The sequence below is a fragment of the Pseudomonas sp. W15Feb34 genome, assembly GCF_023127765.1.
GTDB lineage: Bacteria > Pseudomonadota > Gammaproteobacteria > Pseudomonadales > Pseudomonadaceae > Aquipseudomonas > Aquipseudomonas synxantha_A.
On record NZ_SPKN01000053.1, the window covers coordinates 23,792 to 47,713 of the forward strand.

The 23,922-nt window shown below is 58.5% G+C and carries 17 protein-coding genes and 1 pseudogene; 17 read left to right on the forward strand and 1 reads right to left on the reverse strand.

Annotated features, from left to right (window positions below; translation table 11 throughout):
* Positions 1-2,049, reverse strand: a pseudogene (locus E4O97_RS26365) (hypothetical protein); the annotation flags it as partial.
* 1,749 nt (positions 2,050-3,798) lie between these two features.
* Between E4O97_RS26365 and tssB the strand changes: the two are divergent.
* The 17 genes from tssB to E4O97_RS26450 all read left to right on the forward strand — a co-directional run bounded on the left by tssB (position 3,799) and on the right by E4O97_RS26450 (position 23,726).
* Positions 3,799-4,302 (forward strand): type VI secretion system contractile sheath small subunit, encoded by a 504-nt coding sequence (tssB, locus tag E4O97_RS26370; RefSeq protein ID WP_065944094.1) that lies wholly within the window; start codon positions 3,799-3,801, stop codon positions 4,300-4,302.
* 33 nt (positions 4,303-4,335) lie between these two features.
* The gene (gene tssC / locus E4O97_RS26375) at positions 4,336-5,877 is read left to right on the forward strand and encodes a type VI secretion system contractile sheath large subunit (protein WP_065944093.1); all 1,542 of its coding nucleotides are present in this window, start codon (positions 4,336-4,338) and stop codon (positions 5,875-5,877) included.
* Between the two features lie 24 nt (positions 5,878-5,901).
* Positions 5,902-7,257, forward strand: coding sequence for a type VI secretion system baseplate subunit TssK (gene tssK / locus E4O97_RS26380; protein WP_078820963.1), 1,356 nt, complete (start codon positions 5,902-5,904; stop codon positions 7,255-7,257).
* The gene (gene tssL, locus E4O97_RS26385) at positions 7,254-7,934 is read left to right on the forward strand and encodes a type VI secretion system protein TssL, short form (protein ID WP_078820964.1); all 681 of its coding nucleotides are present in this window, start codon (positions 7,254-7,256) and stop codon (positions 7,932-7,934) included. Before tssK ends, tssL begins: the two co-directional genes overlap by 4 nt.
* 7 nt (positions 7,935-7,941) lie before the next feature.
* A complete protein-coding gene (locus E4O97_RS26390) occupies positions 7,942-9,702 on the forward strand; it encodes an OmpA family protein (protein WP_078820965.1) in 1,761 nt (586 codons plus the stop codon).
* Complete coding sequence (locus E4O97_RS26395) at positions 9,668-10,159, forward strand: Hcp family type VI secretion system effector (RefSeq protein ID WP_116668776.1); 492 nt, start codon at positions 9,668-9,670, stop codon at positions 10,157-10,159. Before E4O97_RS26390 ends, E4O97_RS26395 begins: the two co-directional genes overlap by 35 nt.
* Before the next feature lie 133 nt (positions 10,160-10,292).
* Positions 10,293-12,950, forward strand: a complete 2,658-nt coding sequence (tssH, locus tag E4O97_RS26400; protein ID WP_248162720.1) for a type VI secretion system ATPase TssH — start codon at positions 10,293-10,295, stop codon at positions 12,948-12,950.
* Positions 12,951-12,952: 2 nt separating this feature from the next.
* Positions 12,953-15,715: a type VI secretion system tip protein VgrG gene (vgrG, locus tag E4O97_RS26405; RefSeq protein ID WP_248162722.1), complete on the forward strand. Its 2,763-nt coding sequence runs from the start codon at positions 12,953-12,955 to the stop codon at positions 15,713-15,715.
* Positions 15,712-16,101 carry a hypothetical protein gene (locus E4O97_RS26410; protein ID WP_248162727.1) on the forward strand — a complete coding sequence of 130 codons (390 nt, stop codon included), beginning with the start codon at positions 15,712-15,714 and terminating at the stop codon, positions 16,099-16,101. Before vgrG ends, E4O97_RS26410 begins: the two co-directional genes overlap by 4 nt.
* 81 nt (positions 16,102-16,182) lie before the next feature.
* The gene (locus E4O97_RS26415) at positions 16,183-16,956 is read left to right on the forward strand and encodes a hypothetical protein (protein WP_248162728.1); all 774 of its coding nucleotides are present in this window, start codon (positions 16,183-16,185) and stop codon (positions 16,954-16,956) included.
* Positions 16,957-17,015: 59 nt separating this feature from the next.
* Positions 17,016-19,160, forward strand: a complete 2,145-nt coding sequence (locus E4O97_RS26420) for a lipase family protein (protein WP_248162729.1) — start codon at positions 17,016-17,018, stop codon at positions 19,158-19,160.
* The gene (locus E4O97_RS26425; RefSeq protein ID WP_248162730.1) at positions 19,157-20,056 is read left to right on the forward strand and encodes a hypothetical protein; all 900 of its coding nucleotides are present in this window, start codon (positions 19,157-19,159) and stop codon (positions 20,054-20,056) included. The genes E4O97_RS26420 and E4O97_RS26425 overlap by 4 nt, the downstream gene beginning before the upstream one ends.
* Positions 20,057-20,099: 43 nt before the next feature.
* The gene (locus tag E4O97_RS26430) at positions 20,100-20,876 is read left to right on the forward strand and encodes a hypothetical protein (RefSeq protein ID WP_248162731.1); all 777 of its coding nucleotides are present in this window, start codon (positions 20,100-20,102) and stop codon (positions 20,874-20,876) included.
* Positions 20,877-20,919: 43 nt separating this feature from the next.
* Positions 20,920-21,702 carry a hypothetical protein gene (locus E4O97_RS26435; protein WP_248162733.1) on the forward strand — a complete coding sequence of 261 codons (783 nt, stop codon included), beginning with the start codon at positions 20,920-20,922 and terminating at the stop codon, positions 21,700-21,702.
* A gap of 193 nt (positions 21,703-21,895) precedes the next feature.
* A complete protein-coding gene (locus E4O97_RS26440) occupies positions 21,896-22,180 on the forward strand; it encodes a YceK/YidQ family lipoprotein (protein ID WP_248162736.1) in 285 nt (94 codons plus the stop codon).
* A gap of 116 nt (positions 22,181-22,296) precedes the next feature.
* Positions 22,297-22,563: a PAAR domain-containing protein gene (locus E4O97_RS26445; protein WP_248130672.1), complete on the forward strand. Its 267-nt coding sequence runs from the start codon at positions 22,297-22,299 to the stop codon at positions 22,561-22,563.
* 2 nt (positions 22,564-22,565) lie between these two features.
* Positions 22,566-23,726, forward strand: a complete 1,161-nt coding sequence (locus E4O97_RS26450; protein ID WP_248162738.1) for a hypothetical protein — start codon at positions 22,566-22,568, stop codon at positions 23,724-23,726.
* Positions 23,727-23,922: the final 196 nt, after the last annotated feature.

Below are 23,922 nucleotides of genomic sequence, written 5' to 3' on the forward strand. Positions count from 1 at the left end.
ACTGGTGCCCAGGTCGGTCACCGAGGTATTGGTGGCGTTCAACTGGCTGCCGTTGACCGCGTCGGTGCTGGTGGCCGAGACCCGCCCAGCGGCGACATTGCTGATCTGCCGTTCGGCACCGACGGCACCGACACTGAGCACGCCCACAGGCGCAGTGCCGGCGTAATTGTAAGTGGTGCCATTGATCACGCCGCTGGCAGTTGCAGTGGCCGCAGCGGTGGTGGCGCCATTACCCAGAGCCAGGGAGTTGGCGATGCTGGCGTTGGCACCGTTGCCCAGGGCAATGGCATTGTCGGCCGAAGCGGTTGCCACCGGGCCGATGGCTACGCTGTCGAGGCCGGTAGCCGTGCTGTCGCCCAGGCTGGATTCGCTGTGGAAATACTTGATGCCGTCGCCATTGTTGATGATGTTGCCCAACTGGGTGCTGAAGCTGTTGCCCAGGTTGGTGATGGACGTGTTGAGGCTGGTGCCCAGGTCGGTGACCGAGGTGTTGGTGGCATTCAACTGGCTACCGTTGACCGCCTCGGTGCTGGTGGCGCTCAAGGTGCCGGCGGCGACGTTGCTCAGGGTGGTGGCGGTGCCACCTGGGTTGAAGGTCACCGAGGTTTTAGTACTCACATCATCGTACTTGACGCCCACGGCGGCGGTATTGGCCAGGCTGGTGCTGAGGCCGGTCAAGGCAGTGCCCACGTTGTTGCTGATGGCAGGGGCGCTGGCATTGCCGGCGGTATCGATGGTGGTGGTGCTGTAGCTCGGTGCGAGCCAGGCCCCCGTGGTCGGGTCCAACTGCGCGCCGCCACCCAGAGCGGTGGTGAATTGTTGATCCTGGGCGCCCAAGGCATTGACTGCCGTGTTGGTCGCGTTCAATTGGCTGCCATTGATCGCATTGGTGCTGGTAGCCGAAACCTCGCCTGCGGCGACGTTGGTGATCTGCCGTTGCTGGGTTGCATTGCCAACACTGAGCACGCCCACAGGCGCAGTACCGGCGTAGGTGTAAGTGGTGCCGTTGATCACGCCATTGGTCGTCGCAGTAGCAGCAGTGGTGGTGGCGAAAGAGCCCAACGCCATGGAGTTTGCGACCGTAGCACTGGCGTTGTTGCCCAGGGCGACACTGTTATTGCCTGACGCAGCGGCCTCACCGCCAAGCGCGACGGCGCCGGCTGCCAGCGCCTGGGCCTGCCAGCCCAACGCAAGACCGTCAATGCCGGAGGCGGTGGATTCAGAGCCGATCGCGACGGAACCGTTACTCTGGGCGCTTGATAAGTTCCCCAAGGCGATCGCTCGACCACCCGTTGCAGTGGTGGTGGCACCGTTACCAAGGCTGATGGATCCGCCGCCGGCTGCTGTGGCCAACGGGCCGATGGCCACACTGTCGAGACCGGTGGCGCTGCTGTCACCCTTGGTTGAAGCGCTGTGGAAGTACTTGATGCCTGTCCCGTCGTTGACCATGCCGCTCAGTTGGGCACCCTGGGCGCTGACGGTGGTATTGGTAGCATTCAACTGGGTGCCATTGACCGCCTCGGTGCTGGTGGCACTCAAGGTGCCGGCGGCAACATTCGCCAGCGTGGTTGCAGCGCCAGTCGGGTTGAACGTCACGCGGGCCTTGGTGGCCGCGTCGTCATAGTTGACACCCACGTTAGCGCTGTTGGCCAGGCTGGTGCTCAGGTTGGTCAATGCATCACCGACATTGGCGCTGGTGGTGGCGGTGGTGACATTGCCCGCTGCATTGACGGTGGTGGTGCTATAGCTTGGGGCGGAGATCTGCCCGGTAGTGCCGGTGACTTGAGCGCCACCCCCCAGCGCGGTGGCCGTTGAAGTTGCGGTGTTGAACAGTTCGGCGCCGTTCACGGCGTCCTGCGAGGTGGCCGACACAGTGCCGTTCGCAAGTTGCAGAACCTTGGTGCCACGCATGTCGAGGGTATTGATATGCGCGCCGGCGGTCACCGGGGCCAAAAGTGTTGCGGTGGAACCGCCATTGACAAAGAGTTCGTTACCCAGCGTCAACGACGTTGATCCCAGGCCTACCAGCCCCAGTGGGTTATAGAACAACGAGTGATCAGTTTGAGTGTCCTTATTGGCAGGGGTACACGCCGCGGCGTTAGTTATGCCGCTTATCGAGCCCGAGTCACCTACACGGCTGCACCCGGAGTCAGTGCCGTCGTTGACGTAAATACCATCGCCTGGCCCTGCAACAGCGATGGATACAATCCCGAGAGTCAACATCATCGGCATGAGAGCAGTGCGTACTGTGCGCAAGCAGAGTGAAACAGCATTGATAGAGCCAGGCAGTTGTTGTACGCCCAGTGCCGTTTGCGCCTTGGCCAAACCACTTCGATCAATGACCGCGCGACGGCTGCTTCGCCCGCCACCGCTGCTTGCGTGTTCAGAGACGACCAACCAACAGTGTTTTGAAACGCTCCAAATCACAGCATGTATTTTGTTCATGTCGATGGCGTAAGCCGTCTCCGCAAAAATAATTAAGTTGGGGTTCCGTTAATCATTCGCGCTGAAACTCGCTGGATAACAGAATTGAATTTAGCAGGCTTTTTAAAATGAGCGACTTCCCACTCGTATGGGTTGAGAGTGCTAGCTTTTAATGCTTATTGAGTGTGTTTGTTCATGGGAACATCTGGGTCGCTCACGTCTCATGGAACAAACTGACGCTCGTATCGGCCTGGCCTGGTTGCTCTTGTCTACGCTCAGGCGGGGTCTGCCTCAAGCACCTACAAGCGATGCATATTCAAGCAATCTGAATCCCATGACTCTGTAGGAAATTTCCTGCCGGCCGCGAACGGACATAGCGCTCGTAAACCGCTATTCGGCAGAGTCAATACGATAATTATCAAAGAGATAGGCGGGCTTATGACGCGCGTAGCATTCAATGTTGATTCGAGTAGGGCGTCCTGATCGGGAAAATTTCCCACGCCTGCGCTTGGGCGGTACAGATGCGGTGCTACCTCAATCGGTCTTTTGAGCTCGACGCAGCAAGCCTCCTGCTGTCTTTCGCGCAGATGCTGCTCACGGTGCTCCGGCAGCGACGCGTTGCCTGGCGCTTTATGCACTGACACATCAAAACCTTCTAAAGCGAAGTTTTTTTTGCATCCTTTGAAATGTTTAGTAACGGAGTTTTGTTTCACCACTCGGAAAAAATACCCAGGTTTTTGCTTCCTGGAAACGACTTGAGGTGTAGGACATTTAATAGGGATTTTTCACCCTACAGCCAAAGATTCCCCCTCCCCAAGTGTAGGAAAAAAGATTTAGCGAGATAATTTCTCGGTTCGGCTAAGTGTCTAGCGGTAGTTTCGAATAATTGATGTAGGAAATTTCCGAGCGTGATGTGCTCATGTAGGTGTGCTGTATTGAGTATTCATGCAAATGTGAACAAAGGTGACGTATTGATATTTTTTCAAGCGGGATGTAATACTCTTTAAACGTTATGTTTATTGGGTGGGCTCTCACATAAACCGTCATTGGCTCGCGGACAGGAATAGCTATCTTTTTGTGCGCCGTTTTGGTGCGGGTGGGCGCAGCCAGCTGTTTAAAAATGGGTAAAACCTGAAGCAGGGCGCCCAGTTGCCCGCCGCTCGCTGAAGGTAAAGTCATCGCAGGGTGAAGTACCACGCTATCGGTGTGGGTATTCAGTTATTACACGAAAGTTCGCTGCTTGTTGCAGCTTCTCAGCGGAGTTTATATGCCAGGACGGCAACCCTTTAGAGGCTGTCGGCCAAGCATTAACTCCAGTTTCAGTTGTTGTTCGTGACGCAATGGCGTGTCGCGCAAAGAGTGTCTGGAGGGTGTATGGCTTCAAATAGCTTTCAAAACGAAGTACCCAAGGCTCGGGTAAATATCAAGCTCGATTTGCACACCGGCGGCGCGCAGAAAAAGATAGAGCTGCCACTCAAACTCATGGTTATGGGTGATTACAGCAACGGTCAGGAACAGCGTCCGTTGTCTGAACGAAACAAAGTGGACATCAACAAGAACAACTTCGACAGCGTGCTGGCCGAGTTTTCCCCCAGTGTGAAACTGGCGGTGGAAAACACCCTGGTCGAGGGCGACGCCGAAGCGGCCATCGCGCTGACCTTCCGCAATATGAAGGATTTCGAGCCCGAGCAAGTCGCCCGGCAAATGCCGCAGCTGCGCGCCCTGCTGGCGATGCGCAACCTGTTGCGCGACCTCAAATCCAACCTGCTCGATAACGCCACCTTCCGCCATGAGCTGGAGCGCATCCTCAAGGACGACGCCCTGAGCGATGAACTGCGCGCTGAACTGGCCGCCCTGGCGCCACCGTCCGCTCGTTGATTGCCCTTGGTCCGCTGATAAGGAATTTTGATCATGTCCGTCGAACACCCATCGTCACAACCGCAGCAAACCCAGACCTATGCCGCCGAAGTCGGCCAGGGCGTTTATAACGCGTTGTTCGCCAAGATCAACCTCAACCCGGTGTCGGAGTTGGGCGCGATCGAGCCATTCCAAAATGCCGAGGTGCTGTCCGAGGCTTCGCCTGATGAGCGGGTAACCGCAGCAGTCAGCGTATTCCTCAACCTGCTCAAGCAGTCGTCACAGAAAGTCGAGCGCCTGGACAAGACGCTGCTGGACGAGCACATCGCCGCGCTGGATACGCAGATCAGCCGTCAACTCGATGCGATCATGCACCACCCGGATTTCCAGCGCGTCGAGTCCACCTGGCGCGGCGTGAAGTCGCTGATCGACCAGACCGATTTTCGCCAGAACGTGCGCATCGAGCTTCTGGATATCAGCAAGGATCACCTGATCCAGGACTTCGAAGACGTACCCGAAATTGCCCAGAGCGGCCTGTACCAGCACACCTACACCCAGGAATACGACACCCCGGGCGGTGAGCCGATTGCGGCGGCCATTTCCAACTATGAGTTCGGGCGCGGCCCGCAGGATATTGCCCTGCTGCGCAACATTTCCAAAGTCGCCGCTGCCGCCCATATGCCGTTCATTGGCGCGGTGGGGCCGGCGTTCTTCGGCAAACAGTCGATGGAAGAAGTCGCGGCGATCAAGGACATCGGTAACTACTTCGACCGCGCCGAATACATCAAGTGGAAGTCGTTCCGCGACAGCGATGACTCGCGTTATATCGGCCTGCTCATGCCGCGTGTACTGGGGCGTCTGCCGTATGGCCCGGACACCATCCCGGTGCGCAGCTTCAACTACATCGAAAGCGTCAAGGGCCCGGACCACGAGAAGTATCTGTGGACCAACGCCTCGTTTGCCTTCGCCGCCAACATGGTCAAGAGCTTCATTACCAACGGCTGGTGCGTGCAGATTCGCGGCCCGCAGTCGGGCGGTGCGGTCACCGACCTGCCGATTCACCTCTACGACCTGGGCACCGGCAACCAGGTGAAGATCCCGTCCGAAGTGATGATCCCGGAAACCCGCGAATTCGAATTCGCCAACCTCGGTTTCATCCCGTTGTCGTACTACAAGAACCGCGACTACGCGTGCTTCTTCTCGGCCAACTCCACCCAGAAACCCGCGCTGTATGACACCGCCGATGCCACGGCCAACAGCCGCATCAACGCACGCCTGCCGTACATCTTCCTGCTGTCGCGCATCGCCCATTACCTCAAATTGATCCAGCGCGAAAACATCGGTACCACCAAGGACCGCCGCTTGCTCGAACTGGAGCTGAACAAATGGGTAGGTGGCCTCGTCACCGAAATGACCGACCCGGGTGATGACCTGCAAGCCTCCCACCCATTGCGCGATGCGCGGGTGACGGTCGAGGACATCGAGGACAACCCGGGGTTCTTCCGCGTCAAGTTGTATGCGATTCCGCACTTTCAGGTCGAAGGCATGGACGTCAACTTGTCATTGGTTTCGCAGATGCCCAAGGCCAAAGCCTGACCCCCTTCGCAAGGACACGATGTGATGAAGATCGACCGCCCCCTGTGGGCCGCGGGCGCCTTGCTGTCGCCGCAACAGTTCCAGCAGCAGGCGCGTTGGGAGGCGTGGGCCGACGACCGTCTGGCCCATCTCTGCCTCGTACACCCCTGGGGGGTTTGGGGGGTGGCCTTCGATTTGCAGGCCTTGCACCTGGGCAAGCTCAAGGCCACGCAGTTACGCGTGCGCCTGCCCGATGGCACCTTGATCGACACCGACCATGTGGATCGCCTGCCACCGGCGCTGGAGCTGGCGGGGCTGCTGTCGGATTCCCGCCGCAGCGCCACCTTGGTGCTGGCGTTGCCGCTGGAACAGGCCAATGGCAATAACTGTGTGTTCGAAGGCACGCGGGTCGACCGGCCCGTGCGCTATCGCCAGGACTGGCGCCAGGTCCAGGATGTGTATGGCGATGAGGTGCAATCGATTGGCGTGCTCGAACATGTGCTGACGCTGCGCCTGGCCGACGATGACAACGCCGACTACCTGACCTGTCCCGTCGCGCGGCTGATGCGTGACGGGCAGGGCGCCTGGCACCTGGACCCTGATTTTGTCCCGCCCTTGCTCAGCTTCGCCGCCCACCCGGGGTTGGTGACCCAACTGGACAACCTGCTGACCCAACTGGCCGCCAAGCGCCAACGGCTGATGGGCATGCGCCGCGAAAGCAACCAGCGCATGGCCGATTTTGCCGTGGCCGACGTGTCGCTGTTCTGGTTGCTCAACGCCTTGAACACCTATCAACCGGTGCTGGCCGACCTCAAGGCTCACCCGGCGCGGCATCCCGAGCAGGTGTACCAGGCGCTGATCAAACTGGCCGGTGGCTTGCTGACGTTTTCTTTGGAACACGATATCGACCAGATTCCAGCCTACCGGCATGAGCAACTGGAAACCGTGTTCCCGCCCTTGATGCAGACCATTTCCACCTTGCTCGAGGCTAGCCTGCCGTCGCGGGTGGTGGCGCTGGTGCTGGAGGAGGTGGCCGCGAATCGCTGGCAGGTCACGCTCAACGATGCCCGCCTGCGTGAGCGCGACGGTGCCGATTTCTACCTGTCTGTGCGCTGCCGAATGCCGGCCGCGCAGTTGCAAAAACACTTCCCGCGTCTGTGCAAAGTCGGCACGCCGGACGACGTCAACCAATTGGTCAACGCCGCGCTCGACGGTATTCCGCTGCAGCCGCTCAGCCACGTACCGGCGGCGATTCCACTGCGCCTGGAAAACCAGTATTTCGCCCTCGACCTTGGGCACCCCAAGGGCCAGGCCATGCTCGCCGAAGGGGTTTGTGCGCTGTACGTCCCCAGCACGCTGGTTGACATCAAACTTGAACTCTTCGCGGTATTGCGCGCATGAACCTGACTGCCTCGAAAAAGAACCCGGCCTCTGCGCTGGATATCGACAAACTCTTGCAAAACAGCTACCTGCTGGTGGTCGAACTGCGCCAGGGCGCAGAGGTGCAAGACACCTCCGAGCTGTGGCGTTGCTGCGTGCGGCAGGTCAAGCAGGTGTACCAAGCGTTGCAGGCGGCCGGTGTGAGCAACAAAAGCACGGCGCTGATCTGCCATGCTCAGAGCGCGCTGTTCGATGAAACCGTGCTGAACCGTGCCACGGGGCCGGCCCATGCGCGCTGGGCGAGCAAGCCCTTGCAGGCCCACTTGTTCAACCGTCACCAGGCGGGTGAGTTTCTGTACGAGGACATGCGCCAGGCCCTGCGCCAGCCAATGCCCGACCTGTTGGTGCTGACGGTGTTCCAGCGCGTGATGTTCCTGGGTTTTCGCGGGCGCTACCCGGATCTCAACCACCCCGAGCGCCAGCGGCTGATGGACGCCCTGAATGCGCACGTTCCGCCCCTGAAGCTCAACCCGATGCTCACCACCCAGGGCAGCGGCCCACGCAACGAGCGGCTTGGCACCTTGCGCTCGCCTTGGGTTCGCCTGGCCATGGCGGGCGTGCTGCTGGTCGGCGTCTGGTGGGGGCTGGACCAGATGCTCGGTGGCCTGGTCGCCACGCTTGCTCCTGGCCAGGCGTGAGGCTGCGATGACACTCAACTTGATACGAGGGCTCTGGCTGTGGGCCGGGGTGCTGGTTGTGACGCTGGCACTGATAATTCCGGCCTCGGGCTGGGTGCGAGCGGCAGCGATTTTGACGGTCGTGCTGGCCTGGGTCTGGGCAGAGCGTCGTTTCGCAAAGCGCGGCGCGCAACTGCTGCCGCCGGGTGAGACGCCCCTGCCGGCGGCAACTTATCGCCAGCCCGTGGTGCTGGTGTGTGGCGATGGGCTCACGGGACTGTTCGGTGCCGTTCCCGCCGACCAGTTGGCGCTGCGGGTGACTGCGCAAGGTTGTTATGTGCGGGTGCCTGCGCTGGACCAACTGGGTACGGCAGTGGCGGGCGTGTTGACGCAACGCCCGGACTGGGGTGGGCAACTGAACGTGATGTTTTGCGTCAACCCCGTTGAACATACGGATGAAGGCGAGTTGGCGGGGCGGATACGTGCCTTTCGCCACCAACTCACGCTGGCGCGAAAACGCGGCCTCGCGTTGCCCTTGATGCTGGTCAGTTATGGGCAGACCACCACTGACGAAGACGCCTGGTTCAGTTGCGAGAGCGGCGAGCCCGACCTGTGGGTGCGCAGTGCCGGTGCCTGTGCCAGCTTGAGCGATTGGCAGCGCCAGGCCGTCGACAGCGCCCACGGTACGGAGCGTCTGGCCATGGGCGTACAGGTCGGCAGCCTGGCCGCGTGGCTCAAAGACAAGGTGCTGTCGCACTTTACCGGGCGTGACGGGCGTGTGCCGCTGGTGTGGGCGATGACGCTGGTGCCGGCCGTGCCTCAGCGCGTGCCCGGCAACCTGTGGCAGCAATGGCTGCGCGTCAGGGTCGCCCTCGGCGCGTCCGAACCCTCGGTGGCCGGTGCGAGCCTGCCATTTCCCGATCCTTTGCTCAACCTGCTGCCCCTGCGTATTCGGCGTTCTGCGCGGTTGCGTGCGGGCATCCTGGCGGTGTGGTTGTTCACCCTGGCGGGCGTGGTGGCGTTGGCCAGTTCGGCCTGGCAGAACAACCTGCTGCTGCGTCAGGTCAGTGATGACCTGCGCCGCTACCACGCCATCCCGCTGGCCGAGCGCCGCGACCAGCCGCAATTCCTCCTGCGCGAAAACGCAGTGGCCGTATTGCGCGAAGACGCTGCGCGACTGGACGACTACTACCGTCAGGGCGAGCCGTTGGCCTTGGGCTTGGGCCTGTATCGCGGCGAGCGCCTGCGCCTGCCGTTGCTGGCGACCATCGCCGCCCACCGGCAACCACCCGAGGCACCGCCGCCGGTGAAGATTCCCGACCCGGTGCGCCTGGACAGTCTTTCGCTGTTCGACCCCGGCCGGGCTGAGCTCAAGGCCGGCTCCACCAAGGTGCTGATCGACGCGCTGGTCAACATCAAGGCCCAGGCCGGCTGGCTGATCGTTATCGCCGGGCATACCGACATCACCGGCACACCTGGCCAGAACCTTGAGCTGTCCCGCGCCCGTGCCGCCTCGGTACGCGACTGGATGCAGCGCATGGGTGACATTCCCGACAGTTGCTTCGCAGTGCAGGGCTTCGGCGCCCAGCAACCCGTGGCGAGCAACGACACCGACGCCGGGCGCGCCGCCAACCGTCGCGTCGATATTCGTCTGGTACCGGAAGCGGGGGCCTGTGCGCTGCCCGCTGCGGGGCCGGGCAAGACCCCGCCTGTCGCATTCCGCGACACGCAAACCCCGAGAAAAGGAGCTTCAAATGGCAATTCCCGTTTACCTCTGGCTGCAAGATGATGGCGGCGCGGAAATCAAAGGTTCCGTGAACGTGCAGAAACGCGAAGGCAGTATCGAGGTCATCGCGCAGGACCACAGCCTGTACATCCCCACCGACAACAACACCGGCAAGTTGACCGGCACGCGGGTGCACACCCCGTTCCTGTTCAGCAAGGAAATCGATGCGTCCAGCCCTTACCTCTACAAGGCTGTGACCACGGGCCAGACGCTTAAAAGCGCCGAGTTCAAGTGGTACCGCATCGACGACGCCGGCCAGGAAGTCGAGTACTTCATCACCAAGCTGGAAAACGTCAAGGTCGTCAAAGTCGCGCCAAAAATGCACGACATCAAAGACCAGGGCAAAGAGAAGCACAACCACATGGAACAGGTCGAGCTGCGCTACGAGAAGGTCACCTGGACCTACAAGGACGGCAACATCATCCACTCCGACGCCTGGAACGAACGCCAGAGCGCCTGATGCGCGAACACCGGCAGGCGATGTGCGCCTGCCGGTTCGCGGTGTGCAGGGTTGAGCGCCCGTTCGCGGACGCTCAGCCAAACACATCGAGCCTTGATGACACGCCGAGCCCCCAGACCAGAGATGTACGCCCATGGCCCAGAATTCCGCGCTTTTGCTTCGCCGCCTCAATCCGTATTGCGCCCAGGCACTGAGTGCTGCGGCGACCTTGTGCCAAAGCCGTGCCCACGGGCTGATCAGCATCGAGCACTGGTTGCTCAAGCTGCTGGAGCAGGGCGAGGGCGACTTGACCGTGATCGCCCGGCGCTATGAATGGGACATGGACACGCTGTGGCGCGGCCTGCTCGATCATCTCGACAGCCTGCCGCGCAGCGTGCAAAGCAAACCGCAGCTGTGCGATAAGTTGTACCACTTGATTAAATACGCCTGGTTATACGCATCGCTGGACAGCCGCAACGAGAGCATACGTTCGGTCCATCTGCTCGCGGCCTTGCTGGATAATTCCGATCTGCTGGCGTGCGAGTCCGCCTGGCCGTTGCTCAGCGTCAGCGAAACTCAGTTGAAACGCCTCTCCGAGCTGCTCGACCAGCAGTCGATAGAGCGTCCACAACTGCAGCAGCTCTCCACGTTGGAGCTTGCCGATGGCGCGCCGCTCGACAGCGCCTCGCTCCCCGAACTGCAGGAGGCGTTGCAGGGCATCCTCGACCGCTTCACCCAGGATGTGACCGCGAAGGCCAGGGCAGGGCTGATCGACCCGGTGTTCGGCCGTGACGATGAAATTCGCCAGGTCATCGACATCCTCAGCCGCCGGCGCAAGAACAATCCGATCCTGGTGGGCGAGCCCGGTGTGGGCAAGACCGCGCTGGTCGAAGGGTTGGCGCTGCGCATCGCCGAAGGCAACGTACCCGACAGCCTCAAATCGGTCAGCGTGCGCACCCTGGACCTGGGCTTGTTACAGGCGGGCGCCGGGGTCAAGGGTGAGTTCGAGCAACGCCTGAAAAACGTGATCGACGCCGTGCAGCAATCGCCGCTGCCGGTGCTGTTGTTCATCGACGAGGCCCATACCCTGATCGGTGCGGGCAACCAGGCCGGCGGCGCCGATGCAGCCAACCTGCTCAAGCCGGCCCTGGCTCGCGGCGAATTGCGCACCATCGCCGCCACCACTTGGAGCGAGTACAAACAGTATTTCGAGCGTGACGCGGCCCTGGAGCGGCGCTTTCAGGTGGTCAAGGTCGATGAGCCGGACGACGCCAACGCCAGCCTCATGTTGCGCGGCCTCAAGGCGCGCTACGCCAGCCACCATGGCGTACACATCCAGGACGCGGCGGTGCAGGCGGCGGTCAGCCTGTCGCGGCGCTACCTCACCGGGCGCCAACTGCCGGACAAAGCCGTCGACCTGCTCGACACCGCCAGCGCCAGGGTGCGTATGAGCCTGGACTGCGAGCCGCAGCCGCTGGTGCGTCTCAAAGCCCAACAGGCGGCCCTGGAACTGGAGCACCTGGCTCTGGAAGAAGACCGCAAACTCAATGGCGCCAATACCGAGGAGCGCCTGGAGGCCATCGCCGGCCAGCACGCCGACCTGCAGCGTCGGCAAGTGGCCCTGGAAGATCAATACCGTCGTGAACTCCTGCTCACCCAGCATCTGCTCGCAGCACGCCTGGACGAATCATCGACCCGTGACGCTTGCCTGCACTTGCAGCAACAGTTGCATGAGGTTCAGGGCCACCAGCCGTTGCTGTCGTTGGACGTGGATGTGCGCAGCGTGGCCGAAGTGATCGCCGACTGGACCGGCGTGCCCCTGGGCAGCCTGCTCAAGGACGAACAGGCCAACCTGCTGGAACTGGAGCGCCAACTGGGTGAGCAGGTGATTGGCCAGGAACACGCCCTGAGCGCCCTGGCCCAGCGCCTGCGTGCGGCCAAGACCGGCCTGACCGACGACAAGGCCCCACTGGGCGTGTTCTTGTTGGTGGGCACCAGCGGCGTCGGCAAAACCGAAACCGCCCTGGCCCTGGCGGACAAATTGTTCGGTGGTGAACGATCCCTGATCACCATCAACCTCTCGGAATACCAGGAAGCCCACACCGTCAGCCAGCTCAAAGGCTCGCCACCCGGCTACGTGGGTTACGGCCAGGGAGGTGTGCTCACCGAAGCCGTGCGCCAACGCCCCTACAGCGTGGTGCTGCTCGATGAAGTGGAAAAAGCCCACCGCGACGTGATCAACCTGTTCTACCAAGTGTTCGACCGTGGCTTTATGCGCGATGGCGAAGGGCGCGAAATCGACTTTCGCAACACCGTCATCCTCATGACCTCCAACCTGGGCAGCGACGAACTGCAAGCCTGCCTGCAAGAGTTCCCCGGCGCGCCCGACAGCACCCTGCAAGAACTGCTGCGCCCGATCCTGCGCGAGCATTTCCAGCCGGCCTTGCTCGCCCGCTTCCAGACCCTGATCTACCGCCCCTTGCTGGCCGATGCCCTGCAACGCATCGTCGCCATCAAGCTGGGCCAGGTTGCCAAGCGCTTGCAGCGCCATTACGGCGTGCACTGCCGCATTGATCTGGCCCTCAACCAGGCACTGGTTGCCGCCTGCCTGCTGCCTGACACCGGTGCACGCAACATCGACAGCCTGCTCAATCAACAGATCCTGCCGGTACTCAGCCAACAACTGCTGCGACGCCAGGCCGCCCACGAAAAAACCACCGAAGTGACCCTGGGCTACAGCGAGGAGGAGGGCATCGTCCTGCACTTCACCGACGGCCAAGACCATGACACGCCGGTCGCCCTGGAGGCCTGAACATGCTCAATGAACTGCGCACCTTCTTCGACCACAGCCGCCACAAACTCGCTGTCTACGGGCTGGATTCGGTATTGGACGTGCTGGCCTTCGAAGGCCACGAAGGCTTGAGCCAGCCGTTCAACTATCGCGTTGAATTCACCTGCATCAACGGCGACATCGGTGCCGACAGCGTGCTGGGCCAAGACGCCAACTTCAGCCTGCACGGCCCCGGCCTGAACTCTGGCATGGCGGCGCTCAAAGCCGTGGGTATTGAAGTACCGGCGGTCAAGCCACTGCGCACCTTGCACGGCGTGGTCACCGGCTTCAAACGCCTGTCCGGCTCCCTCGACGAAGCCCGCTACGAAATCACCCTCGAACCGCGCCTGGCCTTGCTCGCTCGCGGCAAACAATTTCGCATCTACCAACACCAGTCGGTGCCGCAGATCGTCGAAAGCATCCTGCGCAGCCGCCACGACTTCGAAGGCCAGGACTTCCTCTTCAACCTGGTGCGCGAATACCCCAAGCGCGAGCAGGTCATGCAGTACGACGAAAGCGACCTGGCCTTCATCTCGCGCCTGTTGGCCGAAGTCGGCATCTGGTACCGCTTCACCCGCGACGAACGCCTGAACATCGACGTGGTGGAATTCCACGACGACCAACGCCACTACCAATTCGACGTGCAACTGCCATACCGCCCGCAATCGGGCATGAACAGCAGTGGCGAAGACGGCGTATGGCGCCTGCAATCGAACCACAAGGTGGTGGAGCAACACGTCAACATCCGCGCCTACCACCACCGCGTCGCCAACGCCTACCTCGACGGTGACATTGACCAAAGCCGTGGCGCCAAAGGCACCTACGGCGAGGCCTACCACTACGCCGAGCCCTACAACGCCATCGGCGACCGCTACGACCAGGACGAAGACCTGCAAAGTGAAAGTGGCTACTTCTACGCGCGCCTGCGCCACGAACGCTACCTCAACGGCCAGACCCACCTCAGTGGCATCAGCAGCAGCCCCAGCCTGACCCCCGGCCAGGTCCTGAAAATCTCCGGCGGCGCGCCCAACGCCTTCACCCCCGGCGCGGTCATCACCCAAGTCACCACCCACGCCGCCCGCGACCGCAGTTTTGAAGTCGACTTCCAGGCCATTCCCTACTCGGAAACCGTGTGCTTTCGCCCTGCGCTGCTACCCAAACCGCAAATCGCTGGCACCGTCCCGGCCCGCGTCACCAGCCCCAAAGAGCACGACCCCTACGGCCACATCGACCTCGAAGGCCGCTACAAAGTCCACTTCCTGTTCGACCGCGACACCTGGAAACCCGGCGAAGAAAGCCTCTGGCTACGCCTGGCCCGGCCCTACGCCGGCGACACCCACGGCCTGCACCTGCCACTGCTGGCCGGCACCGAAGTGGCCATCGCCTTCGAACAAGGCGACCCCGACCGGCCTTATATCGCCCACGCGTTGCACGACAGCCAACACGTCGACCACGTGACGTTGGGTAAACGCGACTACACGCGCAACGTGCTGCGCACGCCAGCCAACAATAAGCTGCGCATGGAAGACTTGCGCGGGCAGGAGCACGTCAAGCTCAGTACTGAGCACAGTGGCAAGAGCCAGTTGAATCTGGGGCATTTGGTGGATGCCGAGAAGAAAAAACGCGGGGAGGGCTTTGAACTGCGCACTGATGGTTGGGGCGCGATTCGGGGTGGGAAAGGGCTGTTTATCAGTGCCGATGAGCAGGTTAAAGCAGGCGGAGAACAACTGGATATGGAAGCGGCGATTGAGCAGCTTCAGAGCGCGTTGTCGCTCGCTCGCTCCATGGCCCAAGCTGCGCGAAGTGCGAACGCCAACCCCGGCGATACAGACAGCCAGGAAGGTTTGCTCGGCCGACTGACCGGGTTGGCGCACCCGGGTGTACTGCTGCACGCCCCTGCGGGCATTGGCGTACTCAGCCCCAAGGCGGTATGCCTGTCTTCTGGCGCGGAAAGTGTCGGCATCATGGCTGCGCACAACACGGACATCAGCGCCGGACGTGACATCACCGCCACGGCCGAGAGTGGTGTCAGCGTATTTGCGCAGCGTGCAGACCTGCAACTCAAAGCGGCGCAGGGCAAAGTCGAACTGCATGCACAGGGCAACGATCTCCACGCATTGGCAAAAAACGACATCAAGATCGAAAGCGTCGAAGGCCGTATAGAAATCAGCGCCCCGCAGGAATTGGTCCTTAGCTGTGGTGGTGCGTACATCCGAATCAGTGGCGGCGAAATAGAGCTGGGTGCACCTGGCAATATCTATCTCAAGGCTGCGAATGTGCAAAAGCTTGGAAGCGCCAATCTTGATACTCCGGTGCCGCCGTTGCCGGCGGGTTATGCCGGGGGGTACACCTTGAAAGATGAAGCTCAGGTGCCGATGCCATTTGCCCGCTATCGGATAACGACCGCGTCGGGCGAGGTATTCAATGGGGCGACTGACAAGGATGGTCAGACCATGAGTGTTCATACAGCCATGCCGGGGGAGTTGAAGTTTGACCTACCCGAGTCCGAAAAGTGGATCAGCTTTTCTGCGCCGGCTGGATTGGATTATGCAGGTAAGAAATGTACTGCGACTATGGATGACGGAACAGTGTTGCAGGGTACGTTTGATAGTGAGAACAAAGCAGGTTTTTATTCTTTTTCTGGAGGCTCTTGCGTCAAGCTTGAGATGGAGTCTTTGGACTATCAACAAACTGTATCTAGCGGTGCGGAACGAATATTAAACAAAATATCGGAGCGAAAAACATGATTTTTTTGAAGATTTTTTTCCTGTTTCTTCTTCCGGCTTTATTGTTTTTCGTGTCTATAGGGGTGAATGTTTATATGGTATATCGTGATCTGTCCAAGGTGCTGGATAACTTTAAAGATAGTATTATTGTAAGTTCTTATGGTGATATATGGGGGGACGGCTCGCTCTATGCGAAATGCACACTGGTTTCCATTATTTCTGGCAGTCTGGTGTTTCCTCGCAAACATCTTCGCAATGGTACGCTTGATCCTGAAGAGTTTGATCGTTTACCGAGTATTATCAGGTTTCGCATGAGGTTGTATATTGGGTTTTTGGTGGGTTCGGTTTTTTGTTTTCTCCTGACGGCTATTATTTTAGCGGTGTTGAAGGAGACTAAATGTTGTTGACTCTAGTTTGGTCGGCTAGAGCTGGTTGAAGTGCTTTTTATTTGCTCGAAATAGTTGTTAACTCGATTCGCGGGGTGCGTTATGGATGTTTTTTATCGAGATTATTTGGCTGGCATAGACCACCCAGTTGACGATGAGGTTCTATATCAAGCCCTAGAGTCACTTGAGGGAGCCGCTCTCAAGTTTTCTGCAGACGCGATAAGCGATGCGAAACAGAGAGGAAATTACAATCGCAATGCCAAACGGGTCAAAGATGAAGTGCTGGCTCAGGTGAAAGCCGGAAATATTTCAATAAAAGAAGCGGTAGAGTTTTGCTATGAAGCTCGCAATAAGATTATGGCGGAAATTAGAGCCAAAACATCAGTGCAGGGAAAGGCTGTGGTCGAGGCTAAAAAGGCAGCGCCCCCCAGTCTTGATAGCCTTTTAAATAAAAAATCTGTTAAAAGGTTTGGTCGCGATTTTGCAGAGTTAAATCCTGGTGAAAGGAATGTTGCATACTACGAGGTTATAGAGTCATCAGCTAGGGCTGATGCAAAATTTAATACTACAAATAAGGTGCTTAGGGTTTCGGGTAAGGTGTTAATTGTCGTTACCATAGTGTACGCAGCCTATGATATTGCTCATGCTGATAATAAGCCCAAAGAGGCCTTTAAGCAGGGGGCCGTTATTAGTGGCGGGATTGTGGGAACGTTTCTTGGGAGCGCGGCGGCAGGTTCGTTGTGTGGTCCAGGCGCACCGGTTTGCACTATCGGGCTTATGTTGGGGGCCGGAATTGCAGCTGGTTGGGCGGCTTTAGAAGCTACAGAATATTATGATGACGAAATAGAGGAATTCACTAAGTGGGGAGTGAATTAAATGGTTGATCTGAGTTTTTTTCCATTCTCCCCAATAACACTCTATTTGTGAGGAACGTCATGAACGACACCCTTCACCGTACGGACACCCTCAACCCGCGTAAAGATGTTGTCGGGGGCAAGCAGAAACAGCATTGGGTCGAATTCCAACTGCTGGACGAGCAGGGCGATCCCCTGGCGAACATGCCCTATCGTGCGGTGAACGACGCCACGCGCGCAGGGTGTGCTGCTGAGTGCTCGGGCCAAAGTGATGCCGAAGGCGTAATTCGTCTTGACGGGCTACACCCGATACCCATCACGTTGTTAATGACGGTTAAACCTTTCGCCGAGCAACTACAAACCCGTCGCCTGCGTGCGCTGCGGCCAGAGCCACCGCGGCCTGTCATTGGTGACCGGTCGCCACTGTATGGTCCGCAGCGTTCGGGATTCTCACCCATTGAGAAACAGGCCCGCGAGGCAGGTTACGACTATCACTACCTGCGCATCGGCCAACTGTGCGACGAGGCTCCCGTTTTCGACCCTCCGTTGGCAGACCCGGACCAACTTCCGGCTTTCCATTTTCCGGACCCCAATTTCAGTGGCTTTACGGTGGCCTACGAGGACCTGAATCGCCGTCACGTACTGGAAATCTGCCCGTATCGCGCCTGGTCATTGCTACTCCATCATCATCCTGAATACAGCATGGCCAATGCCTACAACCTTGGGCTGATGTCGACCCTGACCTACAGCATCGTGGCCCAGGAGGCGTTAAAAAAACGACCGGGCACCGACCCCAGTACCATCTCCGGTTCGGTAGAGGAGTTCTTTTATCGCCAGTGCCTGGATCTGTCGCGCTCGCCGGTGATAATCGACTTGCCGGCACTGGTGGTGGACGTACCCTTTGACCATCGCTACACCACCGCTGTCATGCTTGATTCTTCAGCGGCCGAAGTACCGCCGGGTGAGGCGGGAATTCCGTGGTACATCATCGAAAACACCCAGCTGTTCTATTGCGTCAACTCGACCCAAGTGGTCGTGGCTTGGCGCGGGACTCAGGAGCCTATGGACTGGGCGACTGATGCGCTGTACCGCCCAATGCCGACCGATGGCAGTGGTTGCGACGTGAAATCAGCGTGTACGCCGCTGACGGATGCAGGCAGTGTTCATTATGGGTTTTTGAATGCGTTTGAGGTGGCAAAAAAGCTATTTTCTGAAGACTTCAATGACATTGAGAAAGCGTTGCTTGATAAAGAGTTATTTATTTGCGGCCATAGCTTGGGGGGCGCGCTGGCATTGATTCACTCTGCGGAGCTGAAAGATCGCAATCCGGTGCTCTACACCTACGGCATGCCCCGCACCTTCACCGCCAAGGCACTGGAACGCTTGAAAGCGGTAACGCACTTCCGCCATGTCAATGATGCGGACCTCATCACCAGCCTGCCGCCCGAGGCGGCGTTGGATAACTGGCTGTACGGCGTCCTGGGCCCGCTGGGCTCCACCCTGGGTTATACCTGGTCCGTGGGCCAGTTGGTGGCCGGGAAAATTGTCAGCTTTGGAGACCCCTACTGGCATCACGGCAAGATCGCCATGTTCTACCGAGCCGACCAGCATGTGGAAACGAGGGGTTCCAACTCCCCGGCCGAGCGCGGTAAAGAAGGACTTGGCGCTCCCTATCACACCACCGTTCTTAAGCGACTACCGCATCGCACACGCATTTATTTGGTACCGAGCCTGAGCGATGAGTTCAGTCGCTTCGCCCATGAAGATCAGAAAATCCTGATCCGTTCATTGAACCGGCAAAACCTGGCGGATCTGTTTCCATCGCACACCAACCCCGAGCGAAGTTCCAGCCGCACCAGTCCAAAAGACCACAAGATGAACGACGCCTATCTACCGTTCTTGCATAACCAATTGTTGGAGCTGATCGATCCCGAACGACCGCTGAAGCGCAAGGAGGATCGAGTGAAGTTCGAGGAGCAAATGCACACGCTGGGTGTTCCCGAGACGGAAAGGCATCGCAACCAACAGTTCCTTGCTCTGCAAACGTTACTGCCTATGGCGTTGCGCGCGACTGAAGAGCTGGAAGGTGGGCCCGAAGCCCTGAAGCGGTTTGCCCGCAAACGGGAGTTCGGCGTAATGATCGAGATCACCCAAGCCCGAAGGAACCCTTCGGGACGTCACAACGAACCAAGCGCCTCAATCGCAGGGGAAACGCTTATCTCATGAACATTTCGACTACTGAAAAAAGCGAAGCCGTGTGCGATTTCGTCGACCACCACATTGCGCCGCAGGAGCAAAAAATGAGCATCGACGGCACCAATTGTCACCGAGCAGCCCTGCGTAGGAATGCACGCTTGTGCCGTATCAGTGGCGCTCTACTACTGCTGTTCAGCGTTAGCGGTTGCGCCCAGAACCAAACCTTATCGCCGCCACCGGGAGGAGAGGAGGTCAGCATCACCGTAAAGGTTCCCCCGAATCTCGCAGCGAAACCCATGAGGGTGATGTACCGATCCGAGAAATGTCCGATCAAGCGCTCAGGGGCGGATTGGTCGAGTTATGAGGAGGATGGCTATCTGTCTATTACGGTCCAGCCGCAGCAGCAGGGGCAGAGCGATGTGTACGAGGCGAAGCTCGCCATCAATGGCGGTAGCCGATGCCAGTGGCAACTGAGTAACGCGACTTTTGGCGTTACCTATGCCAACACGATGCATTTCGGGGACAACGTCAAGGCCGGACCCGGGGGGGGGATTATTGTGATGTTCGATCAAAACTTGCCACAGCGGCGCTCTGTTTTTGAGCCTACGAGAAATATCGGCGGTGATCTACTGATTAGGAAAGACTATTACCCTTGGGTTAACGAGCAATTTATTGGTGGGCATGAAAAGCTCGTCTGGATAGTCGGTGAGGGTGAAATATACTCGTATTACCGAGCTCTGAATGCCCGAAAAGTAATGTTCGAACCGTTGTTGCATGCAGACTACGCCGTTTACTCGATTGGCCCGAAGGTGCATAAAAAGGGCAACCGCAACCAGTACACCTACTCTGATGGCAGTGTTGTGATGGGGGGCAGCGACCCAAGCTTCAAGAAGTTGCAAGCGCTTCGCTTGGGACAACCGCAATGACCATCAAGCTTCCATCTCCACTTCCCGTCACTTGGGGTGAGATATGAACACACTCATCCGCCATGCAATGGGCAGCTTGTTGCTGCTCACTCTCACCGCCTGCGCCCAGAATAAAACTTTGTCGCCGCCACAGGACGGGGAGGAGGTCAGCATTACGGTAAAGGTCCCCCCGAATCTCGCAGCGGAACCCATGAGGGTGATGTACCGCTCCGAGAAATGCCCCATCAAACGTTCCGGGGTGGATTGGTCCAGTTATGAGGAGGATGGCTACCTGTCTACTACGGTCCAGCCGCAGCAGCAGGGGCAGAGCGATATATATGAGGCGAAGCTAGCCATCAACGGCGGCGGCCGATGCCAGTGGCAACTGAGCAACGTTACTTTTGGCGTTACCTATGCCAACACGGCGCACTTCGGGGAGAACGTTAAAGCGGGTCCTGGGGGAGGGGTTATTGTGATGTTTGATCAGCACCTACCCCAACAGCGTTCTGTTTTTGAGCCGATTATCAATGTTAGCGGTGATCTACTGATCAGGAAGGACTACTACCCTTGGGTTAACGAGCAGTTCCTTGGTAAGCATGAAAAACTCGCTTGGCTAGTCGGTGAGGGTGAAATCTATTTGTATTACCGCGCCCTGAAATCTCGAAAGGTAGCGTTTGAGCCGCTACTACATACGGACTATTTGGTTTACTCGGTGGGGCCGAAGGAAAAGAAAAAGGGAAATCACAACCTGTTCACTTACTCCGATGGCAGCGTTGTGGTGGGTGGCAGCAAACCAAGCTTCAAGAAGCTGCAAACCATTCGCTTGGGGCGGACACAATGACCATCGAGCATCTAAGTTTATTGCCCATCGCCAGGGGTGAGGTATGAACATGCTCGTTCGCCACGCAATGGGTAGCCTGCTGCTATTTAGCGTTAGCGGCTGCGCCCAGAGCAAAACCTTGTCCCCGCCACCGGGAGGAGAGGAGGTCAGCATCACCGTAAAGGTTCCCCCGAATCTCGCAGCGGAACCCATGCGGGTTATGTACCGCTCCGAGAAATGTCCGATCAAACGCTCAGGCGCGGATTGGTCCAGTTATGAGGAAGATGGCTACCTGTCTAGTACGGTCCAGCCGCAGCAGCAGGGGCAGAGCGATATATATGAGGCGAAGCTGCCCATCAATGGCGGTACCCGATGTCAGTGGCAACTGAGTAACGTCACCTTTGGCGTCACCTATGCCAACACGACGCACTTTGGGGATAACGTAAGAGCGGGTTCGGGAGGCGGGATTATTGTGATGTTCGATCAACACCTGCCACAGCGGCGCTCTGTTTTTGAGCCTACGAGAAAGATCAGTGGTGATCTGCTGATTAAGAAGGACTACTACCCTTGGATTAATGAGCAAGTAATTGGCAAGCATGAAAAGGTCGCCTGGATAGTCGGAGAGGGCGAAATTTATTCGTATTACCGAGCGCCCAATGCCAGAAAGGTAGCGTTTGAACCAGTGCTGCATGCCGACTACGTCGTTTACTCCGTTGAGTCGACGGTGCAGAAAGTAGGCAATTATCCCAAGAATACCTACCCCGATGGCAGTGTTACGGCGGATGGCAACAAGCCGAATTTCAAGAAGCTACAAGCCATTCGCCAAGCAAGGGATAGTTTTCGATGATCTAAATATTTCACTTTAGTCAGTGTTTGCAGTCAATTGACTGGTTCTTTCTTTTGGTTTGAAACAATGAGCTTTAGGTGGAGGGTAACTGCTGTTTGCGTAAATATTTCACAATGTGGCTTTTTGTTTTTTACGTGGTTTTGTCCAGGCAGACATATAAAAATATCCCAGGAAGTTGGTTGAAGGGGGCGGTATGAAGTGTTTGAAATACGGAATATTAGGAGGCGCTGCCATTTCTATTTCCGGCTGTGGCTCATTCGCAGCAGTGACTATGAATGGCCCATTTTGCCCCTATCAAGGTGTGCATTTGGATCTGTATGTGGCAACCAATTGGAACATGATTAAGGGATCTGCTGGCTTTATTATTCCTTTAGCTATCATCGACCTGCCTTTCTCTTTTGTGGCTGACACGTTGACGCTTGGAAGTGCTTTAAATGCTAGCAATGGAACGGCGCAGTGTCCCCGGGAATTTAATTAGTTGTGGCGTGAGGTGGGGTTTAAGGAGGAGTTCGTTTGGGTTTTGTTCCACGAACAACCCTGATTTTTTTTGTGAACGCCTAGCTCGTTGCAAGCTAGTTATTGGAAGTTATAAATATGTCCCAAGGTTTCGTTTTATTGGGTGATAAAACCACCCACGGTGGAGAGGTTATATCAGCCTCATCCACCACCATCGTGCATGGCAAGCCCGTCGCGCTGGTCGGTGATCTGGTGCGTTGCCCGCTGCCAGGCCATGGCGTCAACCGCATCGTCGAAGGCTGCCCGGACTGGACCGAAGGCGGCCGAGCCATGGTGATCAACGGTTGCCGCAGTGAGTGCGGCTGCCAGTTGATTTCCAGCGCTCCCGATTGCGGGGTGGGCTAGTCATGGGTTGGGAACGTCGGGCACCCGAGGTGGTGGAAGCTCCAGAACCTCCTGTGATGATGCGCTGGCTGTTGGCGGCCATCGTGGCAGTGCTGGTCGGTGTGTTGCTGTTTGTGCTGCATGCCTCCGAACGTCTGCCGTGGCTGCAGGTGTTGAACATCTGGGCGCTCGCCGGTTTCCCATTGCTGGTGTGGGTACTGGCGTTCGGCGCTCGTGCCCATATGTACGGCGGTGCCCTGAGCCATTATCAGTTTCTTGAGGCGCAAGCCCGAGAGGCGGAGCAGTCCTGGCAGGGGTGGGCGCAGCGTAGCCTGGCCGTGGCTGCCAGTTGTGTGCTGTTGCCGGATCAGGTGTCCGCCAGTGTGCTGGTTCAAAACTCCTCTGCACTACCTGTGCGTACAGATACGGTGCGGCGCTTGGCAGCTTTGCCTGCGCGAGAGGCGCGTGCGGCGGCTGGGTTGCAGATGCTGATCCAGGCGCTGGCGCCGAGCCTGCAAACGCTGCCCGTGGGCCAGGATCTGCGGATCACCCTGTTGAGCGATGTCGCTCCAGACCACTACCAGGCCTTACGCGACGACGTACAGAAGACCTGGTCCGCCGATCCGAACCTATCCCAACCGATGATGATCAGCGTCGTGAATGAGCTGTCCTTTCAGTGGGTCGATGACGTTTTTAAAACGGCGAGTACGACCATCGAGTTGGTCCTGGTGCTACAGGTCTGTGGCAAGGACACCTATTCCGACGGTCTGGCTGCCTTGTTGCTATGCCCCGACGCTCTGGCGCAGGCCTTGAAGCTGCCTGTGACGGCTGGCTTGTTACGGCCAATGCCTTTGAGCATCGACGCACTGGACAGCGAATTTCCGCTGTTTGTGCAAACCCAGACCAGCGCTTGCAAGGCGACGGGGCTTCTAGCCGATGGGGCGGACTGGCACCCAATCACCGGAAAAATACTCACCGCTGCAGCCGGGCATGGCACGTCGCTGCAGGCCGAGCAGCAGTGGTTTCTGGAGGGTTTGTGCGGCCGTCCGGGGCCGCTGGCTCACTGGCTGGTAACCGCGCTTGGCGTGGAGATAGTCCGGCATCAACGCCAGCCTTTATTGGTATTGGCCCGAGAAAAATCACAGCGCTGGATCAGCACGGTTACCACAGGAGAGTTGGCATGAACATGGGGAGCAATTCATGGCGCCGCGCGGGGACTGCGGTGTGGGTCATTGCGCTGGCGGCTGCTGTGGGCTGGGCTATCTGGACATACGGCAATAAGTTGGGGCTCGTCGAGAACCACCACAAGTTTTTTGCTTTTTTACTGATCATCATCTTCGCGATGATGGCCTATTCAGTACCGCGTCTATTGACGTATCT